The organism is Streptomyces barkulensis, from assembly GCF_002843305.1.
GTDB classification, from domain to species: domain Bacteria; phylum Actinomycetota; class Actinomycetes; order Streptomycetales; family Streptomycetaceae; genus Streptomyces; species Streptomyces barkulensis.
Genome location: NZ_PGSG01000093.1, coordinates 32,707 through 48,515, shown reverse-complemented (window position 1 = coordinate 48,515; position 15,809 = coordinate 32,707). Strand labels below are relative to the sequence as shown.

At 71.8% G+C, this 15,809-nt stretch carries 14 protein-coding genes; 12 read left to right on the top strand and 2 right to left on the bottom strand.

Annotated features, from left to right (window positions below):
* Nucleotides 1–12 precede the first annotated feature (12 nt).
* The 9 genes from CUT83_RS19400 to CUT83_RS19360 all read left to right on the top strand — a co-directional run bounded on the left by CUT83_RS19400 (nt 13) and on the right by CUT83_RS19360 (nt 10,443).
* On the top strand, nt 13–765 hold the full coding sequence (locus CUT83_RS19400; protein ID WP_101257139.1) for a YebC/PmpR family DNA-binding transcriptional regulator: 753 nt from the start codon (nt 13–15) through the stop codon (nt 763–765).
* A 154-nt stretch (nt 766–919) separates the two neighbouring features.
* The gene (gene ruvC, locus CUT83_RS19395) at nt 920–1,519 is read left to right on the top strand and encodes a crossover junction endodeoxyribonuclease RuvC (protein WP_101257138.1); all 600 of its coding nucleotides are present in this window, start codon (nt 920–922) and stop codon (nt 1,517–1,519) included.
* Nucleotides 1,516–2,151 (top strand): Holliday junction branch migration protein RuvA, encoded by a 636-nt coding sequence (gene ruvA, locus CUT83_RS19390; RefSeq protein ID WP_101257137.1) that lies wholly within the window; start codon nt 1,516–1,518, stop codon nt 2,149–2,151. The genes ruvC and ruvA overlap by 4 nt, the downstream gene beginning before the upstream one ends.
* 173 nt (nt 2,152–2,324) lie before the next feature.
* A complete protein-coding gene (gene ruvB, locus CUT83_RS19385) occupies nt 2,325–3,431 on the top strand; it encodes a Holliday junction branch migration DNA helicase RuvB (protein ID WP_101257136.1) in 1,107 nt (368 codons plus the stop codon).
* A gap of 163 nt (nt 3,432–3,594) precedes the next feature.
* Entirely contained in the window at nt 3,595–4,035 is a 441-nt protein-coding gene (gene yajC / locus CUT83_RS19380; RefSeq protein ID WP_101257135.1) for a preprotein translocase subunit YajC, read from the top strand.
* A 115-nt stretch (nt 4,036–4,150) separates the two neighbouring features.
* Nucleotides 4,151–5,986 (top strand): protein translocase subunit SecD, encoded by a 1,836-nt coding sequence (gene secD / locus CUT83_RS19375; protein WP_101257134.1) that lies wholly within the window; start codon nt 4,151–4,153, stop codon nt 5,984–5,986.
* Between the two features lies 1 nt (nt 5,987).
* The gene (secF, locus tag CUT83_RS19370) at nt 5,988–7,109 is read left to right on the top strand and encodes a protein translocase subunit SecF (protein ID WP_101257133.1); all 1,122 of its coding nucleotides are present in this window, start codon (nt 5,988–5,990) and stop codon (nt 7,107–7,109) included.
* A 4-nt stretch (nt 7,110–7,113) separates the two neighbouring features.
* Nucleotides 7,114–7,674: an adenine phosphoribosyltransferase gene (locus CUT83_RS19365; RefSeq protein ID WP_101257132.1), complete on the top strand. Its 561-nt coding sequence runs from the start codon at nt 7,114–7,116 to the stop codon at nt 7,672–7,674.
* A 264-nt stretch (nt 7,675–7,938) separates the two neighbouring features.
* Nucleotides 7,939–10,443, top strand: a complete 2,505-nt coding sequence (locus tag CUT83_RS19360) for a RelA/SpoT family protein (protein WP_101257131.1) — start codon at nt 7,939–7,941, stop codon at nt 10,441–10,443.
* Nucleotides 10,444–10,522: 79 nt separating this feature from the next.
* On the opposite strand, the gene CUT83_RS19355 is transcribed toward CUT83_RS19360, so the two are convergent.
* Together CUT83_RS19355 and CUT83_RS19350 are read right to left on the bottom strand one after the other, a co-directional pair.
* The gene (locus tag CUT83_RS19355; RefSeq protein WP_101257130.1) at nt 10,523–11,752 is read right to left on the bottom strand and encodes a DUF349 domain-containing protein; all 1,230 of its coding nucleotides are present in this window, start codon (nt 11,750–11,752) and stop codon (nt 10,523–10,525) included.
* 250 nt (nt 11,753–12,002) lie between these two features.
* The gene (locus CUT83_RS19350; protein WP_101257129.1) at nt 12,003–12,866 is read right to left on the bottom strand and encodes a peptidylprolyl isomerase; all 864 of its coding nucleotides are present in this window, start codon (nt 12,864–12,866) and stop codon (nt 12,003–12,005) included.
* Nucleotides 12,867–13,059: 193 nt separating this feature from the next.
* On the opposite strand from CUT83_RS19350, the gene CUT83_RS19345 reads away from it, so the two are divergent.
* The 3 genes from CUT83_RS19345 to CUT83_RS19335 are packed head-to-tail and all read left to right on the top strand — an operon-like array spanning nt 13,060 to nt 15,776.
* Entirely contained in the window at nt 13,060–13,782 is a 723-nt protein-coding gene (locus CUT83_RS19345) for an MBL fold metallo-hydrolase (protein ID WP_101257128.1), read from the top strand.
* 13 nt (nt 13,783–13,795) lie between these two features.
* Entirely contained in the window at nt 13,796–15,055 is a 1,260-nt protein-coding gene (hisS, locus tag CUT83_RS19340; RefSeq protein ID WP_101257127.1) for a histidine--tRNA ligase, read from the top strand.
* A 58-nt stretch (nt 15,056–15,113) separates the two neighbouring features.
* A complete protein-coding gene (locus CUT83_RS19335; protein ID WP_101257126.1) occupies nt 15,114–15,776 on the top strand; it encodes a vitamin K epoxide reductase family protein in 663 nt (220 codons plus the stop codon).
* Nucleotides 15,777–15,809: the final 33 nt, after the last annotated feature.

Here is a 15,809-nt window from a genome sequence, read left to right as displayed (position 1 = left end):
AGGAGCGAGGCTGTGTCCGGCCACTCCAAGTGGGCAACCACCAAGCACAAGAAGGCCGTGATCGATGCCAAGCGCGGCAAGCTCTTCGCCAAGCTGATCAAGAACATCGAGGTCGCGGCCCGGATGGGCGGCGCCGACCCCGACGGCAACCCCACCCTCTACGACGCCATCCAGAAGGCGAAGAAGAGCTCCGTCCCCAACAACAACATCGACCGTGCGGTCAAGCGGGGCGCGGGCCTGGAGGCGGGCGGCGCCGACTACCAGACGATCATGTACGAGGGCTACGGCCCCAACGGCGTCGCGGTCCTGATCGAGTGCCTCACCGACAACCGCAACCGCGCGGCCTCCGACGTGCGCGTCGCCATGACCCGCAACGGCGGCTCCATGGCCGACCCCGGATCGGTGTCGTACCTGTTCAACCGCAAGGGCGTCGTGATCGTCCCCAAGGGCGACCTGACCGAGGACGATGTGCTGGCCGCCGTTCTGGAGGCGGGCGCCGAGGAGGTCAACGACCTCGGCGAGTCCTTCGAGGTCATCAGCGAGGCGAGTGATCTGGTCGAGGTGCGCACCGCGCTGCAGAAGGCGGGCGTCGACTACGACTCGGCGGACGCGAACTTCGTCCCCACCATGCAGGTGGAGCTGGACGAGGAGGGCGCCCGCAAGATCTTCAAGCTGATCGACGCGCTGGAGGACAGCGACGACGTGCAGAACGTCTTCGCCAACTTCGACGTGTCCGACGACGTCATGGCCAAGGTCGAGGCCTGACCTCACCTCCCGGGCGCCCGGACCGGAGCCGGTCCGGGTCCGGCGCGGGGCCCGGCGCCGGTCCTCTTCCGTGTCGCCCTCCGGCGTTGTCGGTGGCAGCCGATAGCCTGCGGGAACAGGTGATCGAACGACCAGTGGACGGAAGGGGGCCGCGGTGCGCGTGCTCGGCGTGGACCCGGGGCTGACCCGCTGCGGCATCGGCGTGGTGGAGGGGACGGCCGGCCGGCCGCTGCGGATGGGCGGGGTCGGCGTCGTGCGGACCCCCGCCGACGCGGAGGTGCCCGAGCGGCTGGTGCTCGTCGAGCGCGGCATGGAGGAGTGGCTGGAGGAGTACCGTCCCGACGTCGTCGCCGTGGAGCGCGTGTTCAGCCAGCACAACGTCCGCACCGTGATGGGCACCGCGCAGGCCAGCGCGGTCGCCATGCTCTGCGCGGCCCGGCGCGGCCTCCCGGTCGCCCTGCACACCCCCAGCGAGGTCAAGGCCGCCGTCACCGGCACCGGCCGGGCGGACAAGGCCCAGGTCGGCGCGATGGTCACCAGACTGCTGCGGCTGGACGCCCCGCCCAGGCCCGCCGACGCCGCCGACGCACTGGCACTGGCCATCTGCCACATCTGGCGCGCGCCCGCCCAGGACCGGCTCCGGCAGGCCAGGCTCCAGCAGGCCGGGCACCAGCAGATCCACCGCCGGCAGGCCCGCGCCGCCCGGGCCGCGTCCACCCGGCCGACCCAGCGCACTCCGGAGGACAGCCGATGATCGCCTTCGTATCCGGACCGGTCGCCGCCCTCTCCCCGGACACCGCCGTGATCGAGGTCGGCGGGGTGGGCATGGCCCTCCACTGCACCCCCGCCACCCTCGCCGATCTGCGTGTCGGTGAGCACACCAGGCTGGCCACCTCGCTGGTGGTCCGCGAGGACTCCCTGACGCTCTACGGCTTCGCCGACGACGACGAGCGGCAGGTCTTCGAACTGCTCCAGACCGCCAGTGGCGTCGGCCCGAGGCTGGCCCAGGCCATGCTCGCCGTCCACAGCCCCGACGCGCTGCGGCTGGCGGTCTCCACCGGGGACGAGAAGGCACTCACCGCCGTGCCGGGCATCGGGAAGAAGGGGGCGCAGAAGCTGCTGCTGGAGTTGAAGGACAGGCTCGGCGAGCCGCTGGGCGCCGGGACCGCCGCGGCCGGACGGGGCCCCGGCCCCGCCGCGGGCGAGCCCGGCTGGCGGGAGCAGCTGCACGCCGCCCTGGTGGGCCTGGGCTACGCACCCCGCGAGGCCGAGGACGCGGTCGCCGCAGTCACCCCGCAGGCCGAGGCGGTGCTGGCCGAGGGCGGCCGGCCGCCGGTGCCCCAGCTCCTCCGCGCCGCCCTGCAGACCCTCAACCGCGCACGCTGAGACGCCGGTCCCCGCCGCCGCGGCGGGGACCGGCGACGGACCGACGAGAGACCGACGATGACGCCGCACTCCCCGCCCCGCCCCCGTACCACGGACCGGATCCCCGCCCCGGCCACCGTCCTCGCCACCGCCCCGGCGGCCAGTGCTGCGGCCGGCAGCCCGGGGAGGCCGTCATGACCCGGGACGACCACGCTGGCCACCCCGGCCACCCCGGCCACGCCGGCGAAAGCGCCGAGCGCCTGGTCGGAGCCACCGCCGACGGCGAGGACACCGCCGTCGAGGCCGCACTGCGCCCCAAGGACCTGGCGGAGTTCGTCGGGCAGTCCAAAGTGCGCGAGCAGCTCGACCTGGTGCTGCGCGCCGCTCGCGCCCGCGGCGGCACCGCCGACCATGTACTGCTCTCCGGCGCCCCCGGCCTGGGCAAGACCACCCTGTCCATGATCATCGCGGCGGAGATGGGCGCCCCCATCCGCATCACCTCCGGCCCGGCCATCCAGCACGCCGGGGACCTGGCCGCGATCCTGTCCTCCCTCACGGAAGGAGAGGTCCTCTTTCTCGACGAGATCCACCGCATGTCGCGGCCCGCCGAGGAGATGCTCTACATGGCGATGGAGGACTTCCGCGTCGACGTCATCGTCGGCAAGGGCCCCGGCGCCACCGCCATTCCCCTGGAGCTGCCGCCCTTCACCCTGGTCGGCGCCACCACACGGGCCGGTCTGCTGCCGCCGCCGCTGCGCGACCGTTTCGGCTTCACCGCCCACATGGAGTTCTACGAGCCGGCCGAGCTGGAGCAGGTCATCCACCGCTCCGCCCGGCTGCTGGACGTGGAGATAGACGCCGAGGGCGCCGCCGAGATCGCCGGCCGCTCCCGCGGCACCCCCCGTATCGCCAACCGGCTGCTGCGCCGGGTGCGCGACTACGCCCAGGTCAGGGCCGACGGCCTGATCACCAGGGAGATCGCCGGCCAGGCCCTGGCGGTCTACGAGGTGGACGACCGCGGCCTGGACCGACTGGACCGGGGAGTGCTGGACGCCCTGCTCAGGCTGTTCGGCGGTGGCCCGGTCGGTCTGTCCACGCTGGCCGTCGCGGTGGGGGAGGAGCGCGAGACGGTGGAGGAGGTCGCCGAGCCGTTCCTCGTCCGGGAGGGGCTGCTGGCCCGCACCCCCCGGGGCCGGATCGCCACTCCCGCCGCGTGGGAGCACATGGGACTCACCCCGCCCCGGCAGCCGCCGGCGTCCGCTCCGGGAGGGCCCGGCCAACCCGGTCTCTTCGGATCGTGACGGCGTGCGAACTCGCCCTTCGCGGAACCTCAGTGCGATGCTTGACGTTGTTCCCCAGGCGCGGGCTCGCTTAGACTCCGCCGACGCCCTCCGTCCCGGAGGGCACGACCACCCCCGAATACCAGGCCGCTTCCCAGCGGTCGTGTGAAGGAAACCTTCCGCCGTGGATATTGGACTTCTCCTCCCCTTCATCATCCTCATCGGGGCCATGCTCCTGATGACGCGCTCGGCCAAGAAGAAGCAGCAGCAGGCCGTGCAGATGCGCGACCGGATGGAGCCAGGCACCGGCATCCGTACGATCGGTGGCATGTACGCGTTGGTGAAGGAGGTCCACTCCGACACGGTCCTCCTGGAGGTCGCGCCGGGCGTGCAGGCGGTCTACGCCAAGAACGCCGTCGGCGCGGTGCTGGAGGCCGACGAGTACGAGCGCATCGTCAACGGCGAGCCGGACCACGACGCGGACGCCCCCGTCGTCCCGGACGACGCCTCCTCGCTGGTCTCCGACGGCGGCGCGGACAAGACGGACCTGAGCAAGACGGACTCCTCCGCCGACGACGCGGAGACCGGGGACGCCAATCGGAAGGGCGACACCGACTCCAGGTGAGTCGCCCCGCCGCCGGCCCCGACGGGCCCGGCGGCGCCGCACGTCCTTACGACCACTTCGCGCGCCGCGCGGCGACCATTCGAGCGCGGGCGGTTGGACAGGGAGATACGAGAAGGTGGCAGCACCGAAGAAAGGTCGCAGATCACCGGGCACCCAGGGACGGCCGTGGCGCTCCCTGGCGCTCATCCTGGTGGCGATGGTGGCGCTCACCGGAGGCATGTTCCTCTCCGGGCACACCACGCCCCGCCTGGGCATCGACCTCGCCGGCGGCACGAGCATCACGCTCACGGCCAAGGCCCAGCCCGGCAAGGAGGAGGCGATCAACGAGACCAACATGAACACCGCCGTCTCCATCATCGAGCGGCGGGTCAACGGTCTGGGCGTCGCCGAGGCCGAGGTGCGGACGCAGGGTGCCGAGAACATCGTCATCAACATCCCGCGGGGTACCGACGAGAAGCAGGCCCGCGAGCAGGTCGGCACCACCGCTCAGCTCGCGTTCCGCCCGGTCCTGACCGTAGCGTCCGGAGCCCCGCCCCAGCCGGACCCCTCGGTGAGCCCGTCCGGTGACGCCGGCGAGAAGGACGAGAAGGCACAGGACGCCGAGAAGGCCGAGGAGGCGACGGACGGCGAGAAGTCCGGCGACTCCTCCGCGACCCCCTCGCCCGAGGCCTCCACCCAGGGCCGGGCCATCACCGAGGACCTGCTGGCCGACGGCTCCCAGTCGCCCACACCCTCGGCCTCGGCGTCCGGGGACGAGAAGACCGACGAGTCCGCAGCCCCCGAGCCCGCAGCCCCCGAGCCCTCGCAGCCGGCCCCCGCGCCGGACGCCGGTGTCCCGGCCGATCTGCAGAAGAAGCTCGACGCGCTGGACTGCACCACCGCCGAGGGCCGCTCCGAGGCCGGCCGGGCCGCCGCCCAGGCGGAGAACTCCGAGTCCGTCGCCTCCTGCGACGAGAGCGGGCTGTACAAGTACGGGCTCGGCCCCGTCGCCGTCCCCGGCACCGACGTCACCGACGCCGCCGCCCTCTTCGACGACCAGCGGGCCCAGGGCTGGATCGTCACCATGGAGTTCGACTCCGACGGCGCCGAGAAGTTCGCCGACATCACCGAGGAGCTCTCCACCCAGGCCGAGCCGCGCAACCAGTTCGCGATCGTGCTGGACGGCGAGGTCGTCTCCGCCCCCCGCGTCTCCGAGCGGCTCGGCGGCGGCAGCGCCGAGATCTCCGGCAGCTTCAACCAGCAGTCCGCCGAGGAACTGGCCAACATCCTCTCCTACGGCGCCCTGCCGCTCTCCTTCGAGGAGAGCAACGTGACCACCATCTCGCCCACGCTCGGCTCCGAGCAGCTCAAGGCGGGCCTGATCGCTGGAGCCATCGGCCTGGCGCTGGTCATCGTCTACCTGGTCTTCTACTACCGGGTGCTGGCGCTGGTGGCGATCTCCAGCCTGGTGGCCGCGGCCATCCTCACCTACGTCGTCATGACCCTGCTCGGCCCGGCCATCGGCTTCGCGCTGAGCCTGCCGGCGATCTGCGGCGCCATCGTGGCCATCGGCATCACCACGGACTCCTTCATCGTCTACTTCGAGAGGATCCGCGACGAGATCCGCGAGGGCCGCTCCGTCCGGGCCGCCTTCGAGCGGGCCTGGCCCAGCGCCCGCCGGACCATCCTGGTCTCCGACGTGGTCTCGATCATCGCCGCGATCGTGCTGTTCATCGTCTCGATCGGTTCCGTCCAGGGCTTCGCCTTCGTGCTCGGCCTGACGACGGCGCTGGACCTGGCCATCGTCTTCCTGCTCACCAAGCCGATGATGTCGATCATGGCCGGCCGGAAGTTCTTCACCAGCGGCCATCCGTGGTCCGGACTCGACCCGAAGCGGCTCGGAGTCACCCCGCCGCTGTACCGGGGCCGCCGCGCCGCGGTCGCCGCCCCCGCCGAACCGAAGGAGGCCTGAGATGTCGCGATTCGGCAACCTCGGCGGCAAGCTGTACCGCGGCGAGGCCAGCTACGACTTCGTCGGAAAGCGGAAGCTCTGGTACGGCGTCACGCTGCTGCTGATGCTGATCTCCCTGGTGGGCCTGGGGGCCCGCGGCCTGTACATGGGCATCGAGTTCCAGGGCGGCGCCGTCTTCACCACCCCGCCCACCCAGATGTCGGTCGAGGACGCACGCGAGACCGCCCAGGAGGTCTCCGGGACCGAGCCCCGCATCCAGGAGCTGGGCAGCGGCGCGCTGCGCATCCAGGTCACCGGGCTGGACAACGAGCAGTCGGAGAAGACCCGCGCGGCCCTCGCCGAGGAGCTCGGCCTCAAGACCCAGCAGCTGGACACCGAGCTGGTGGGTCCCAGCTGGGGCGACCAGATGAGCAGCAAGGCGATCCAGGGTCTGGTCGTCTTCCTGATCCTGGTCAGCGTCTACCTGGCCATCGCCTTCGAGTGGCGGATGGCGGTGGGCGCCATGGGCGCCCTGATGCACGACCTGGTGGTCACCATCGGCGTCTACGCCATCGTCGGCTTCGAGGTGACCCCGGGCACGGTGGTCGGCATCCTGACGATCCTCAGCTACTCGCTGTACGACACGGTGGTGGTCTTCGACAAGGTCAAGGAGAAGACCCGGGGCCTGCTCAAGCAGAACCGCCACACCTACGGCGAGCTGGCCAACCTCGGCATCAACGCCACCGTGGTCCGCTCCGTCAACACCTCGGTGGTCGCCCTGCTGCCGGTGGCCGGACTGCTGTTCATCGGCACCGGCCTGCTCGGCGGCGGCATGCTCAAGGACATCTCGCTGTCGCTGTTCATCGGCCTCACCGCCGGTACGTTCTCCTCCATCTTCATCGCCACCCCGATCGTGGTGGACCTCAAGCTCCGCTCGCCGGAGATCAAGGCCCACGACCGGCGGACGCTGGCCAAGCGGGCCAAGGGCGGCGACGGGGCGGAGGACGCCGGGGAGGCGGGCGGGAGCGCGGGCGCCGGTGCGCGTCCGTCCGCGGAGCCCACCGCCGCGGCGGCCGGATCCGTCGGCGGGCCCCGCTCGCCGGAGTCCGGCAGCCGCGGGCGCCCCTCCGGAAGGCGGCGTTGATCCGATGATCTCCGTCACCGCCGACTTCGAGTCGCTGCGCGGCCTGCTGCTCAGCAGGATCCGCGACGTGCCCGACTACCCCAAGCCGGGAGTGCTGTTCAAGGACATCACCCCGCTCCTGGCCGACCCCGAGGCCTTCACCGCCCTCACCGACGCGCTGGCCGGCCTCGCCCGCGAGCGCGGCGCCACCAAGGTGGTGGGCCTGGAGGCACGCGGCTTCATCCTGGCCGCCCCGGCGGCGGTACGGGCGGGCGTCGGCTTCATCCCCGTGCGCAAGGCGGGCAAGCTGCCCGGCGCCACCCTGGCGCAGGCGTACGAGCTGGAGTACGGCAGCGCCGAGATCGAGATCCACGCCGAGGACCTCAGCCCCGAGGACCGGGTGCTGGTGATCGACGACGTGCTGGCCACCGGCGGCACCGCCGAGGCGTCGCTGCGCCTGATCCGCCGCTCCGGGGCGCAGGTCGCCGGGGTCGCGGTCCTGATGGAGCTGGGCTTCCTGCCCGGCCGGACCAGGCTGGAGGCCGCGCTGGAGGGCGCTCCGCTGGACGTGGTGATCACCGTCTGAGAGCAGCCGGTGCCACCGAGGCACCGATTTCGCGGAGGGGACGGCCCGGAGCACTCCGGGCCGTCCCCTCCGTCGCGTCGGGCCCGCGGCCTGTGACACCCTCGAAGACATCCGGCGCCCGCCCCGACACCCGGCGCCGCCCCGCACCGGCGCCCGGTTCGTTCCGGGGCGGGGGTGGATACCATGGCAGTCCGGCCTGTTCCCGGCCGGAACCGCCCTCCGCACGCCGCTGCCGGCGAGGAGGGGCCCACCGAGGAGTTGCCCTTGCCAGACGAGGCCAAGCCGCTCACCGCAGCGCAGCAGCAGGACGCCGGCAGGCCGGCGAAGCCCTCCACTGCGGGCGCCACCGCGGCCGGGAAACGCGGCGGTACTCCGAAACCGTCGCCGTCCACCGCCGCGCCGGCGGGCGGCAGGCGCGACGACGCGGCCTCCCGCGAGAAGGCCTCGGCCACCCGCGCCGTCTCGGGCGTCTCCGGGCGCTCGGGCTCCTCCAACCGCGTCCGCGCCCGCCTGGCCCGCCTGGGCGTCCAGCGCTCCAGTCCCTACAACCCGGTGCTGGAGCCGCTGCTGCGGATCGTCCGGGGCAACGACCCCAAGGCCGACACCGCCACGCTGCGGCAGATCGAGCGCGCCTACCAGGTCGCCGAGCGGTGGCACCGCGGGCAGAAGCGCAAGAGCGGCGATCCGTACATCACCCATCCGCTGGCCGTCACCACCATCCTCGCCGAGCTGGGAATGGACCCGGCCACCCTGATGGCGGGCCTGCTGCACGACACGGTCGAGGACACCGAGTACGGCCTGGACACCCTGCGCCGCGACTTCGGCGACCAGGTGGCCCTGCTGGTGGACGGCGTCACCAAGCTGGACAAGGTGAAGTTCGGCGAGGCGGCCCAGGCCGAGACGGTCCGCAAGATGGTCGTCGCCATGGCCAAGGATCCGCGGGTGCTGGTCATCAAGCTCGCCGACCGCCTGCACAACATGCGCACCATGCGCTACCTCAAGCGGGAGAAGCAGGAGCAGAAGGCCCGCGAGACGCTGGAGATCTACGCCCCGCTCGCCCACCGCCTGGGCATGAACACCATCAAGTGGGAGCTGGAGGACCTCGCCTTCGCGATCCTCTACCCCAAGATGTACGACGAGATCGTCCGCCTGGTCGCCGAGCGCGCGCCCAAGCGCGACGAGTATCTGGCGACCGTCATCGACGAGGTCCAGGCCGACCTGCGCGGCGCCCGCATCAAGGCGACCGTCACCGGCCGCCCCAAGCACTACTACAGCGTCTACCAGAAGATGATCGTGCGGGGCCGCGACTTCGCCGAGATCTACGACCTGGTGGGCATCCGCGTCCTGGTCGACACCGTCCGCGACTGCTACGCGGCGCTGGGGACCGTCCACGCCCGGTGGAACCCGGTGCCGGGGCGGTTCAAGGACTACATCGCGATGCCCAAGTTCAACATGTACCAGTCGCTGCACACGACGGTCATCGGGCCCGGCGGCAAACCGGTCGAGCTGCAGATCCGCACCTACGACATGCACCGCCGCGCCGAGTACGGCATCGCCGCGCACTGGAAGTACAAGCAGGAGGCCGTCGCCGGCGCCTCCAAGATCCGCACCGACGCGCCCGCGAAGAAGGGCGACGCCGTCAACGACATGGCGTGGCTGCGGCAGCTGCTGGACTGGCAGAAGGAGACCGAGGACCCGGGCGAGTTCCTGGAGTCGCTGCGCTTCGACCTCTCGCGCAACGAGGTCTTCGTCTTCACGCCCAAGGGCGACGTCATAGCGCTCCCGGCGGGCGCCACCCCCGTGGACTTCGCCTACGCCGTCCACACCGAGGTCGGCCACCGCACCATCGGCGCCCGTGTCAACGGCCGCCTGGTGCCGCTGGAGTCCACTTTGGACAACGGTGATCTGGTGGAGGTCTTCACCTCCAAGTCGCCCGGCGCCGGTCCCTCCCGCGACTGGCTGAGCTTCGTCAAGTCCCCGCGCGCCCGCAACAAGATCCGTGCCTGGTTCTCCAAGGAGCGCCGCGAGGAGGCCATCGAGCAGGGCAAGGACGCCATCGTGCGGGCCATGCGCAAGCAGAACCTGCCGATCCAGCGCATCCTCACCGGCGACTCCCTGGTCACCCAGGCCCATGAGATGCGCTACCCCGACATCTCGGCGCTCTACGCCGCCATCGGCGAGGGCCATGTCTCCGCGCAGAACGTCGTCCAGAAGCTGATCCAGGCCATCGGCGGCGAGGAGGCCGCCAACGAGGACATCGCCGAGACCGCCCCGCCCATGCGCCGGCGCACCAAGCGGCGCTCCAGCACGGACCCGGGTGTGATCGTCAAGGGCGTGGAGGACGTGTGGGTCAAGCTGGCCCGCTGCTGTACCCCCGTGCCCGGCGACCCGATCCTCGGGTTCGTCACCCGCGGCAACGGGGTCTCCGTCCACCGCGCGGACTGCGTCAACGTCGACTCGCTCTCGCGTGAGCCGGAGCGGATGCTGGAGGTCGAGTGGGCGCCGACCCAGTCCTCGGTCTTCCTGGTCGCCATCCAGGTCGAGGCGCTGGACCGCTCCCGGCTGCTGTCGGACGTCACCCGCGTGCTGTCCGACCAGCACGTCAACATCCTCTCCGCGGCCGTCCAGACCTCCCGGGACCGGGTGGCCATCTCCCGCTTCACCTTCGAGATGGGCGACCCCAAGCACCTGGGACACGTGCTGAAGGCGGTACGCGGGGTGGAGGGCGTCTACGACGTCTACCGCGTCACCTCGGCCCGCCGGTCGTAGCCCGGCCCGCGCACGGGGACGGCCCCGGCACCTTCGGAAGTGAAGGTGCCGGGGCCGTCCCCGTGCGCGGGCCGCTTCCTCAGCCGCTGAACTCCCGCAGCCCCTTGAGGGCCTGGTCCAGCAGGGCCTGACGGCCCTCGAGCTCCCGCTCCAGCTTCTGGGCCTTGGCGGTGTTGCCGGCTGCGTGGGCCTTGTCGATCTGCGCGCGGAGCTTGTCCACGGCGTCCTGGAGCTGGCCGGTCAGCCCTTCCGCCCGCGCCCGGGCCTCGGGGTTGGTGCGGCGCCACTCGGCCTCCTCGGCCTCCTGGATCGCCCGCTCCACCGCGTGCATCCGGCCCTCGATCCCGGCCCGGGAGTCCCGGGGAACGTGGCCGATGGCGTCCCAGCGCTCGTTGATGGCGCGGAAGGCCACGCGGGCCGCCTTCAGGTCGGTGACCGGGAGCAGCTTCTCAGCCTCGGCGGCCAGCTCCTCCTTGCGGGCCAGATTCTCCCGCTGCTCGGCGTCCCGCTCGGCGAAGACCTCGCCGCGGGCGGCGAAGAAGACGTCCTGGGCGCCGCGGAAGCGCTGCCACAGCTTGTCCTCGTGCTCGCGCTGGGCCCGGCCCGCGGCCTTCCAGTCCTGCATCAGCTCGCGGTAGCGGGCGGCCGTCGGGCCCCAGTCGGTCGAGCCGGACAGGGCCTCGGCCTCGGCGACCAGCTTCTCCTTGCGCCGCCGGGCCTCCTCGCGCTGCGCGTCCAGCGACGCGAAGTGGGCCTTGCGCCGCTTGGAGAAGGCCGAGCGGGCGTGCGAGAAGCGGTGCCACAGCTCGTCGTCGGACTTGCGGTCCAGCCGGGGCAGGCCCTTCCAGGTGTCGACCAGGGCGCGCAGCCGCTCCCCGGCGGCCCGCCACTGGTCGCTGGCGGCGAGTTCCTCGGCCTCGGCGACCAGCGCCTCCTTGGCCTTGCGCGCCTCCTCGGCCTGCCGGGCCCGGGCCGCCCTGCGCTCCTCCCGGCGGGTCTCGATCAGCTCGGTGAGCTGGTCCAGCCGCCTGCCCAGGGCCTCCAGGTCGCCCACCGCGTGTGCCTGATCGACCTGCTGCCGCAGGTGCCCGACGGCGGCCAGGGCGTCCTTGGCCGACAGGTCGGTGGTCTTCACCCGGCGCTCAAGGAGGTCGATCTCCACGACCAGGCCGTCGTACTTGCGCTCGAAGTAGGCCAGGGCCTCCTCGGGGGCTCCGGCCTGCCACGAGCCGACGGCCTTCTCGCCGTCGGCGGTACGCACGTAAACGGTCCCCGTCTCATCGACGCGGCCCCACGGGTCGCTGCTCACAGCGCCTCCTCCACATGATGCCGACGGGAGGCGTGCGCTCCCCGGCATCGTCCACAGTTGTCATACGGCCGGCGGCCGGATGTGACCGGCCCGGCCGAGGGGTTTGCCCGACCGTCGGCGCAGGCACCCCGTACAACGCCCAACATAGGCGACCGGTGCCCGCCCTGTCCGCATCCCGGGCGACCGAAATCCGGGCTCGGGGCCGCCCGGAGCGGCCGCCGGGCGCGGACGCGGCACCGGCCGCCGGGGGTCAGCTCTTGCGCACCGTCGCCTTGTCGATCACCACGGTCGCGTTCGGCTTGGTGTTGCCCGTCTGCGGGTCCGGGGTCATACCGGCGTCGGCGATCTTCTTCAGCACGTCCATGCCCTCGGTGACGGTGCCGAAGGGGGTGTAGTCCGGGGGGAGCTGGCTGTCCTGGTAGACCAGGAAGAACTGGCTGCCGCCGCTGTCCCGGTTCTCCCCGGTCTGGGCGTTGTACCGGTTGGCCATGGCGACCGTGCCCGCCGGGTAGGTGCCCTTCTTCACCTTCGGGTCGTCGAGGTTCTCGTCCGGGATGGTGTAACCGGGCTGCTGGACCTTGCCGTCCTTCGACATGCCGGTGCCGGTGCCGGTCGGGTCGCCGCACTGCAGCACGTAGATGCCCTGGTTGACCAGGCGGTGGCACGGGGAGTGGTCGAGATAGCCCTCACCGGCCAGGAACTCGAAGGAGTTCACGGTGCGGGGCGTCTTGGCGGCGTCCATCTCGATCTCGATGTCGCCGCAGGTGGTCTCCAGCTTCATCGTGTAGGTGGCCGAGGTGTCGATCGACATCTTCGGCTCCTTCTTCCAGTGCTTCTCGCTCGGCTCGCCCTTCGCCGGCTTCTCGCACGGGTCCGGGGCCTTGCTGGTGGGCGGGGCGGAGGGTTCGGAGGCGGCCTTGTCGGTCTTCTCGTCGTCCGCCGCCAGGCCGCCCGCGGCCGCGTAGGCGCCGCCGGCGGCCAGGACCAGGGCCAGGCCGCCCGCGATGGAGGCGTTGCGGATCCGCCCCTTGCGCCGTGCCTCGGCCCGCCTCTGCTGCTGACGCAGGTACTTCTCGCGGGCGAGCTGCTTGCGCCGCTGCTCACTGCTGACCACGGATCGTCTCCTTCGAATCCTTCGGGGCGTCTGTACGAGGCGTGCGTACGCACACGTGTGCCACAGCTTGGGCCGTACGGTATACGGGATACGGGTTCGCAGGCTCCGTCCCGTCGCCGGTAGGCTCTGTAACCGCTGCCGGCGGCCGGTGAGACGGCCGCGGCATCCCCTGCCGGACGACCGAAGGACGATCGTGCTCATTGCCGGGTTCCCCGCCGGGGCCTGGGGGACCAACTGCTATCTGGTCGCCCCCGCCGCGGGCGAGGAGTGCGTGATCATCGACCCGGGCCACCAGGCCGCCGAAGGCGTCGAGGAGGCCATGGCCAAACACCGCCTCAAGCCGGTCGCCGTCGTCCTCACCCACGGCCATATCGACCACGTGGCCTCCGTGGTCCCGGTGTGCGGCGCGCACGACGTGCCCGCCTGGATCCACCCGGAGGACCGGGAGATGATGAGCGACCCCGAGAAGTGGCTGGGCCGCTCCATCGGGCAGCCGCTGATGGGCGAGCTCTCCGTGGGGGAGCCGGACGACGTGGAGGAGCTGGCCGACGGCGCCGTGCTGTCCCTGGCCGGGCTGGAGCTGACCGTCTCGCACGCGCCGGGCCATACCAGGGGGTCGGTGACCTTCCGGATGCCCGAGCAGGCCGACGTCCCGCCGGTGCTGTTCTCGGGCGACCTGCTGTTCGCCGGCTCCATCGGACGCACCGACCTGCCCGGCGGTGACCACGCCGAGATCCTGCGGTCGCTGGCACGTGTGTGCCTGCCCCTGGACGACTCGACCGTGGTGCTGTCCGGCCACGGCCCCCAGACCACCATCGGCCGCGAACGCGCCACCAACCCGTTCCTGCGGGAGGTGGCCGCCGGCGGCCCGTTCGGAACGGGAGGCGGCACCGCCGCCCCGCGACGAGGAATGTGACGACGAAGAAGACGTGAGCACCTTCTCCGCCCCCAGGGGCACCTACGACCTGATCCCCCCGGAGTCGGCCGACTACCTGGCGGTGCGCGAGGCGATCTCCGCGCCGCTGCGGCGCGCCGGCTACGGCTACATCGAGACGCCCGGCTTCGAGAACGTCGAGCTGTTCGCCCGCGGTGTCGGCGAGTCCACCGACATCGTGACCAAGGAGATGTACACCCTCACCACCAAGGGCGGCAGCCGCCTGGCGCTGCGCCCCGAGGGCACCGCGCCGGTCGTCCGCGCGGTGCTGGAGCACAACCTGCACCGCGGCGCGCTGCCGGTGAAGGTCTGGTACTCCGGCTCGCAGTACCGTTACGAGCGCCCCCAGGCCGGCCGCTACCGGCACTTCTCCCAGGTCGGTGCCGAGGCCCTGGGCGCCGAGGACCCGGCCCTGGACGCCGAGCTGATCATCCTGGCCGTGGACGCCTACCGCTCGCTGGGGCTGAGGAACTTCCGGCTGCTGCTGAACTCCCTGGGCGACCGCGAGTGCCGCCCGGTCTACCGCGCGGCACTCCAGGACTTCCTGCGCGGACTCGACCTGGACGAGGACACCCGAGCCCGCGTCGAGATCAACCCGCTGCGCGTGCTGGACGACAAGCGCGAGGCCGTGCAGAAGCAGCTCACCGGCGCGCCGATGATGCCCGACCACCTGTGCGAGGCGTGCAAGGAGTACCACGAGCAGGTGCGCGGGCTGCTGATGGCGGCCGGGGTGGAGTTCGAGGACGACCAGAAGCTGGTGCGCGGCCTGGACTACTACACCCGCACCACCTTCGAGTTCGTCCACGACGGGCTCGGCTCGCAGTCCGCCGTCGGCGGCGGCGGCCGTTACGACGGCCTGTCGGAGATGCTCGGCGGCCCGCCGCTGCCCTCGGTGGGCTGGGCGCTGGGCGTGGACCGCACGGTCCTGGCGCTGCGGGCCGAAGGGGTGGAGCTCCCGGCTCCCTCGCGCACCCAGGTCTTCGCCGTACCGCTGGGGGAGGAGGCGCGGCGCGCGCTGTTCGGCGTGGTCACCGAACTGCGCAGGCAGGGGATCGCCGCGGACTTCGCGTACGGCGGCCGCGGTCTGAAGAACGGCATGAAGTCGGCCAACCGCTCGGGGGCGGCGTACGCCGTCGTGGCCGGGGAGCGGGACCTGGCCGAGGGGGTCGTCCAGGTGAAGGACCTCGACAGCGGCGAGCAGGTCCCGGTGCCGCTGGACGGTGTGGTGGCGGAACTGCGACGGAAGCTCGCCTGACTCGTTGTGCGTTGTGCACAATGAAGAACCCCACCTGAGACGACGGGATGACTCGACCATGACGACGACCACGGCGCCACGAGACGAAGCGACCCGCACCGGCGGCGACGGCGACGGGCCGCCCGCGCGGGGCCCCGTGGGCGCGGGCCGCGCCTACGCCCTGCTGCTGGTGATCACCGGCCTGGCCGGGGTGCTCGCCGCGTGGGTGATCACGGTCGACAAGTACCGGATGCTGGAGGCCGAGATCGCCGGAGAGGCGTTCGACACGGCGTGCAACCTGAATCCGGTGGTCTCCTGCGCCGATGTGATGGACAGCGCGCAGGCCGAGGTGTTCGGCTTCCCCAACCCGGTGCTCGGCCTGGTCACCTACGGCATGATCGTCGCCGTCGGCATGGGCCTGCTGGCCGGGGCGCGCTTCCCCCGCTGGTACTGGCTGACCATGAACGCCGGCATGCTCTTCGGCGTCGGCTTCTGCACCTGGCTGATGTACCAGTCGCTGTACAACATCAACGCGCTGTGCCTGTGGTGCAACCTGGCCTGGGTCGCCACCCTGCTGATGTTCTGGTACACGACCTTCCGCAACATCCACAACGGCTTCCTGCCCGCCCCGGCCTGGCTGCGCGAGGGCGTGCGGGAGTTCCACTGGGTGATCCCGGCGGTCCACATCGGCATCATCGGCATGCTGATCCTGACCCGCTGGTGGAACTTCTGGACGAGCTGAACCGTGAGACGGCCGGAGGGCCGCCGCACACCG

Excerpts from the sequence above, each read along its gene's own strand:
- ruvB (WP_101257136.1), top strand. The coding sequence starts at position 2,325 with ATGACCCGGGACGACCACGCTGGCCACCCCGGCCACCCCGGCCACGCC.
- ruvA (WP_101257137.1), top strand. The coding sequence starts at position 1,516 with ATGATCGCCTTCGTATCCGGACCGGTCGCCGCCCTCTCCCCGGACACC.
- CUT83_RS19365 (WP_101257132.1), top strand. The coding sequence starts at position 7,114 with ATGATCTCCGTCACCGCCGACTTCGAGTCGCTGCGCGGCCTGCTGCTC.
- secF (WP_101257133.1), top strand. The coding sequence starts at position 5,988 with ATGTCGCGATTCGGCAACCTCGGCGGCAAGCTGTACCGCGGCGAGGCC.
- CUT83_RS19335 (WP_101257126.1), top strand. The coding sequence starts at position 15,114 with ATGACGACGACCACGGCGCCACGAGACGAAGCGACCCGCACCGGCGGC.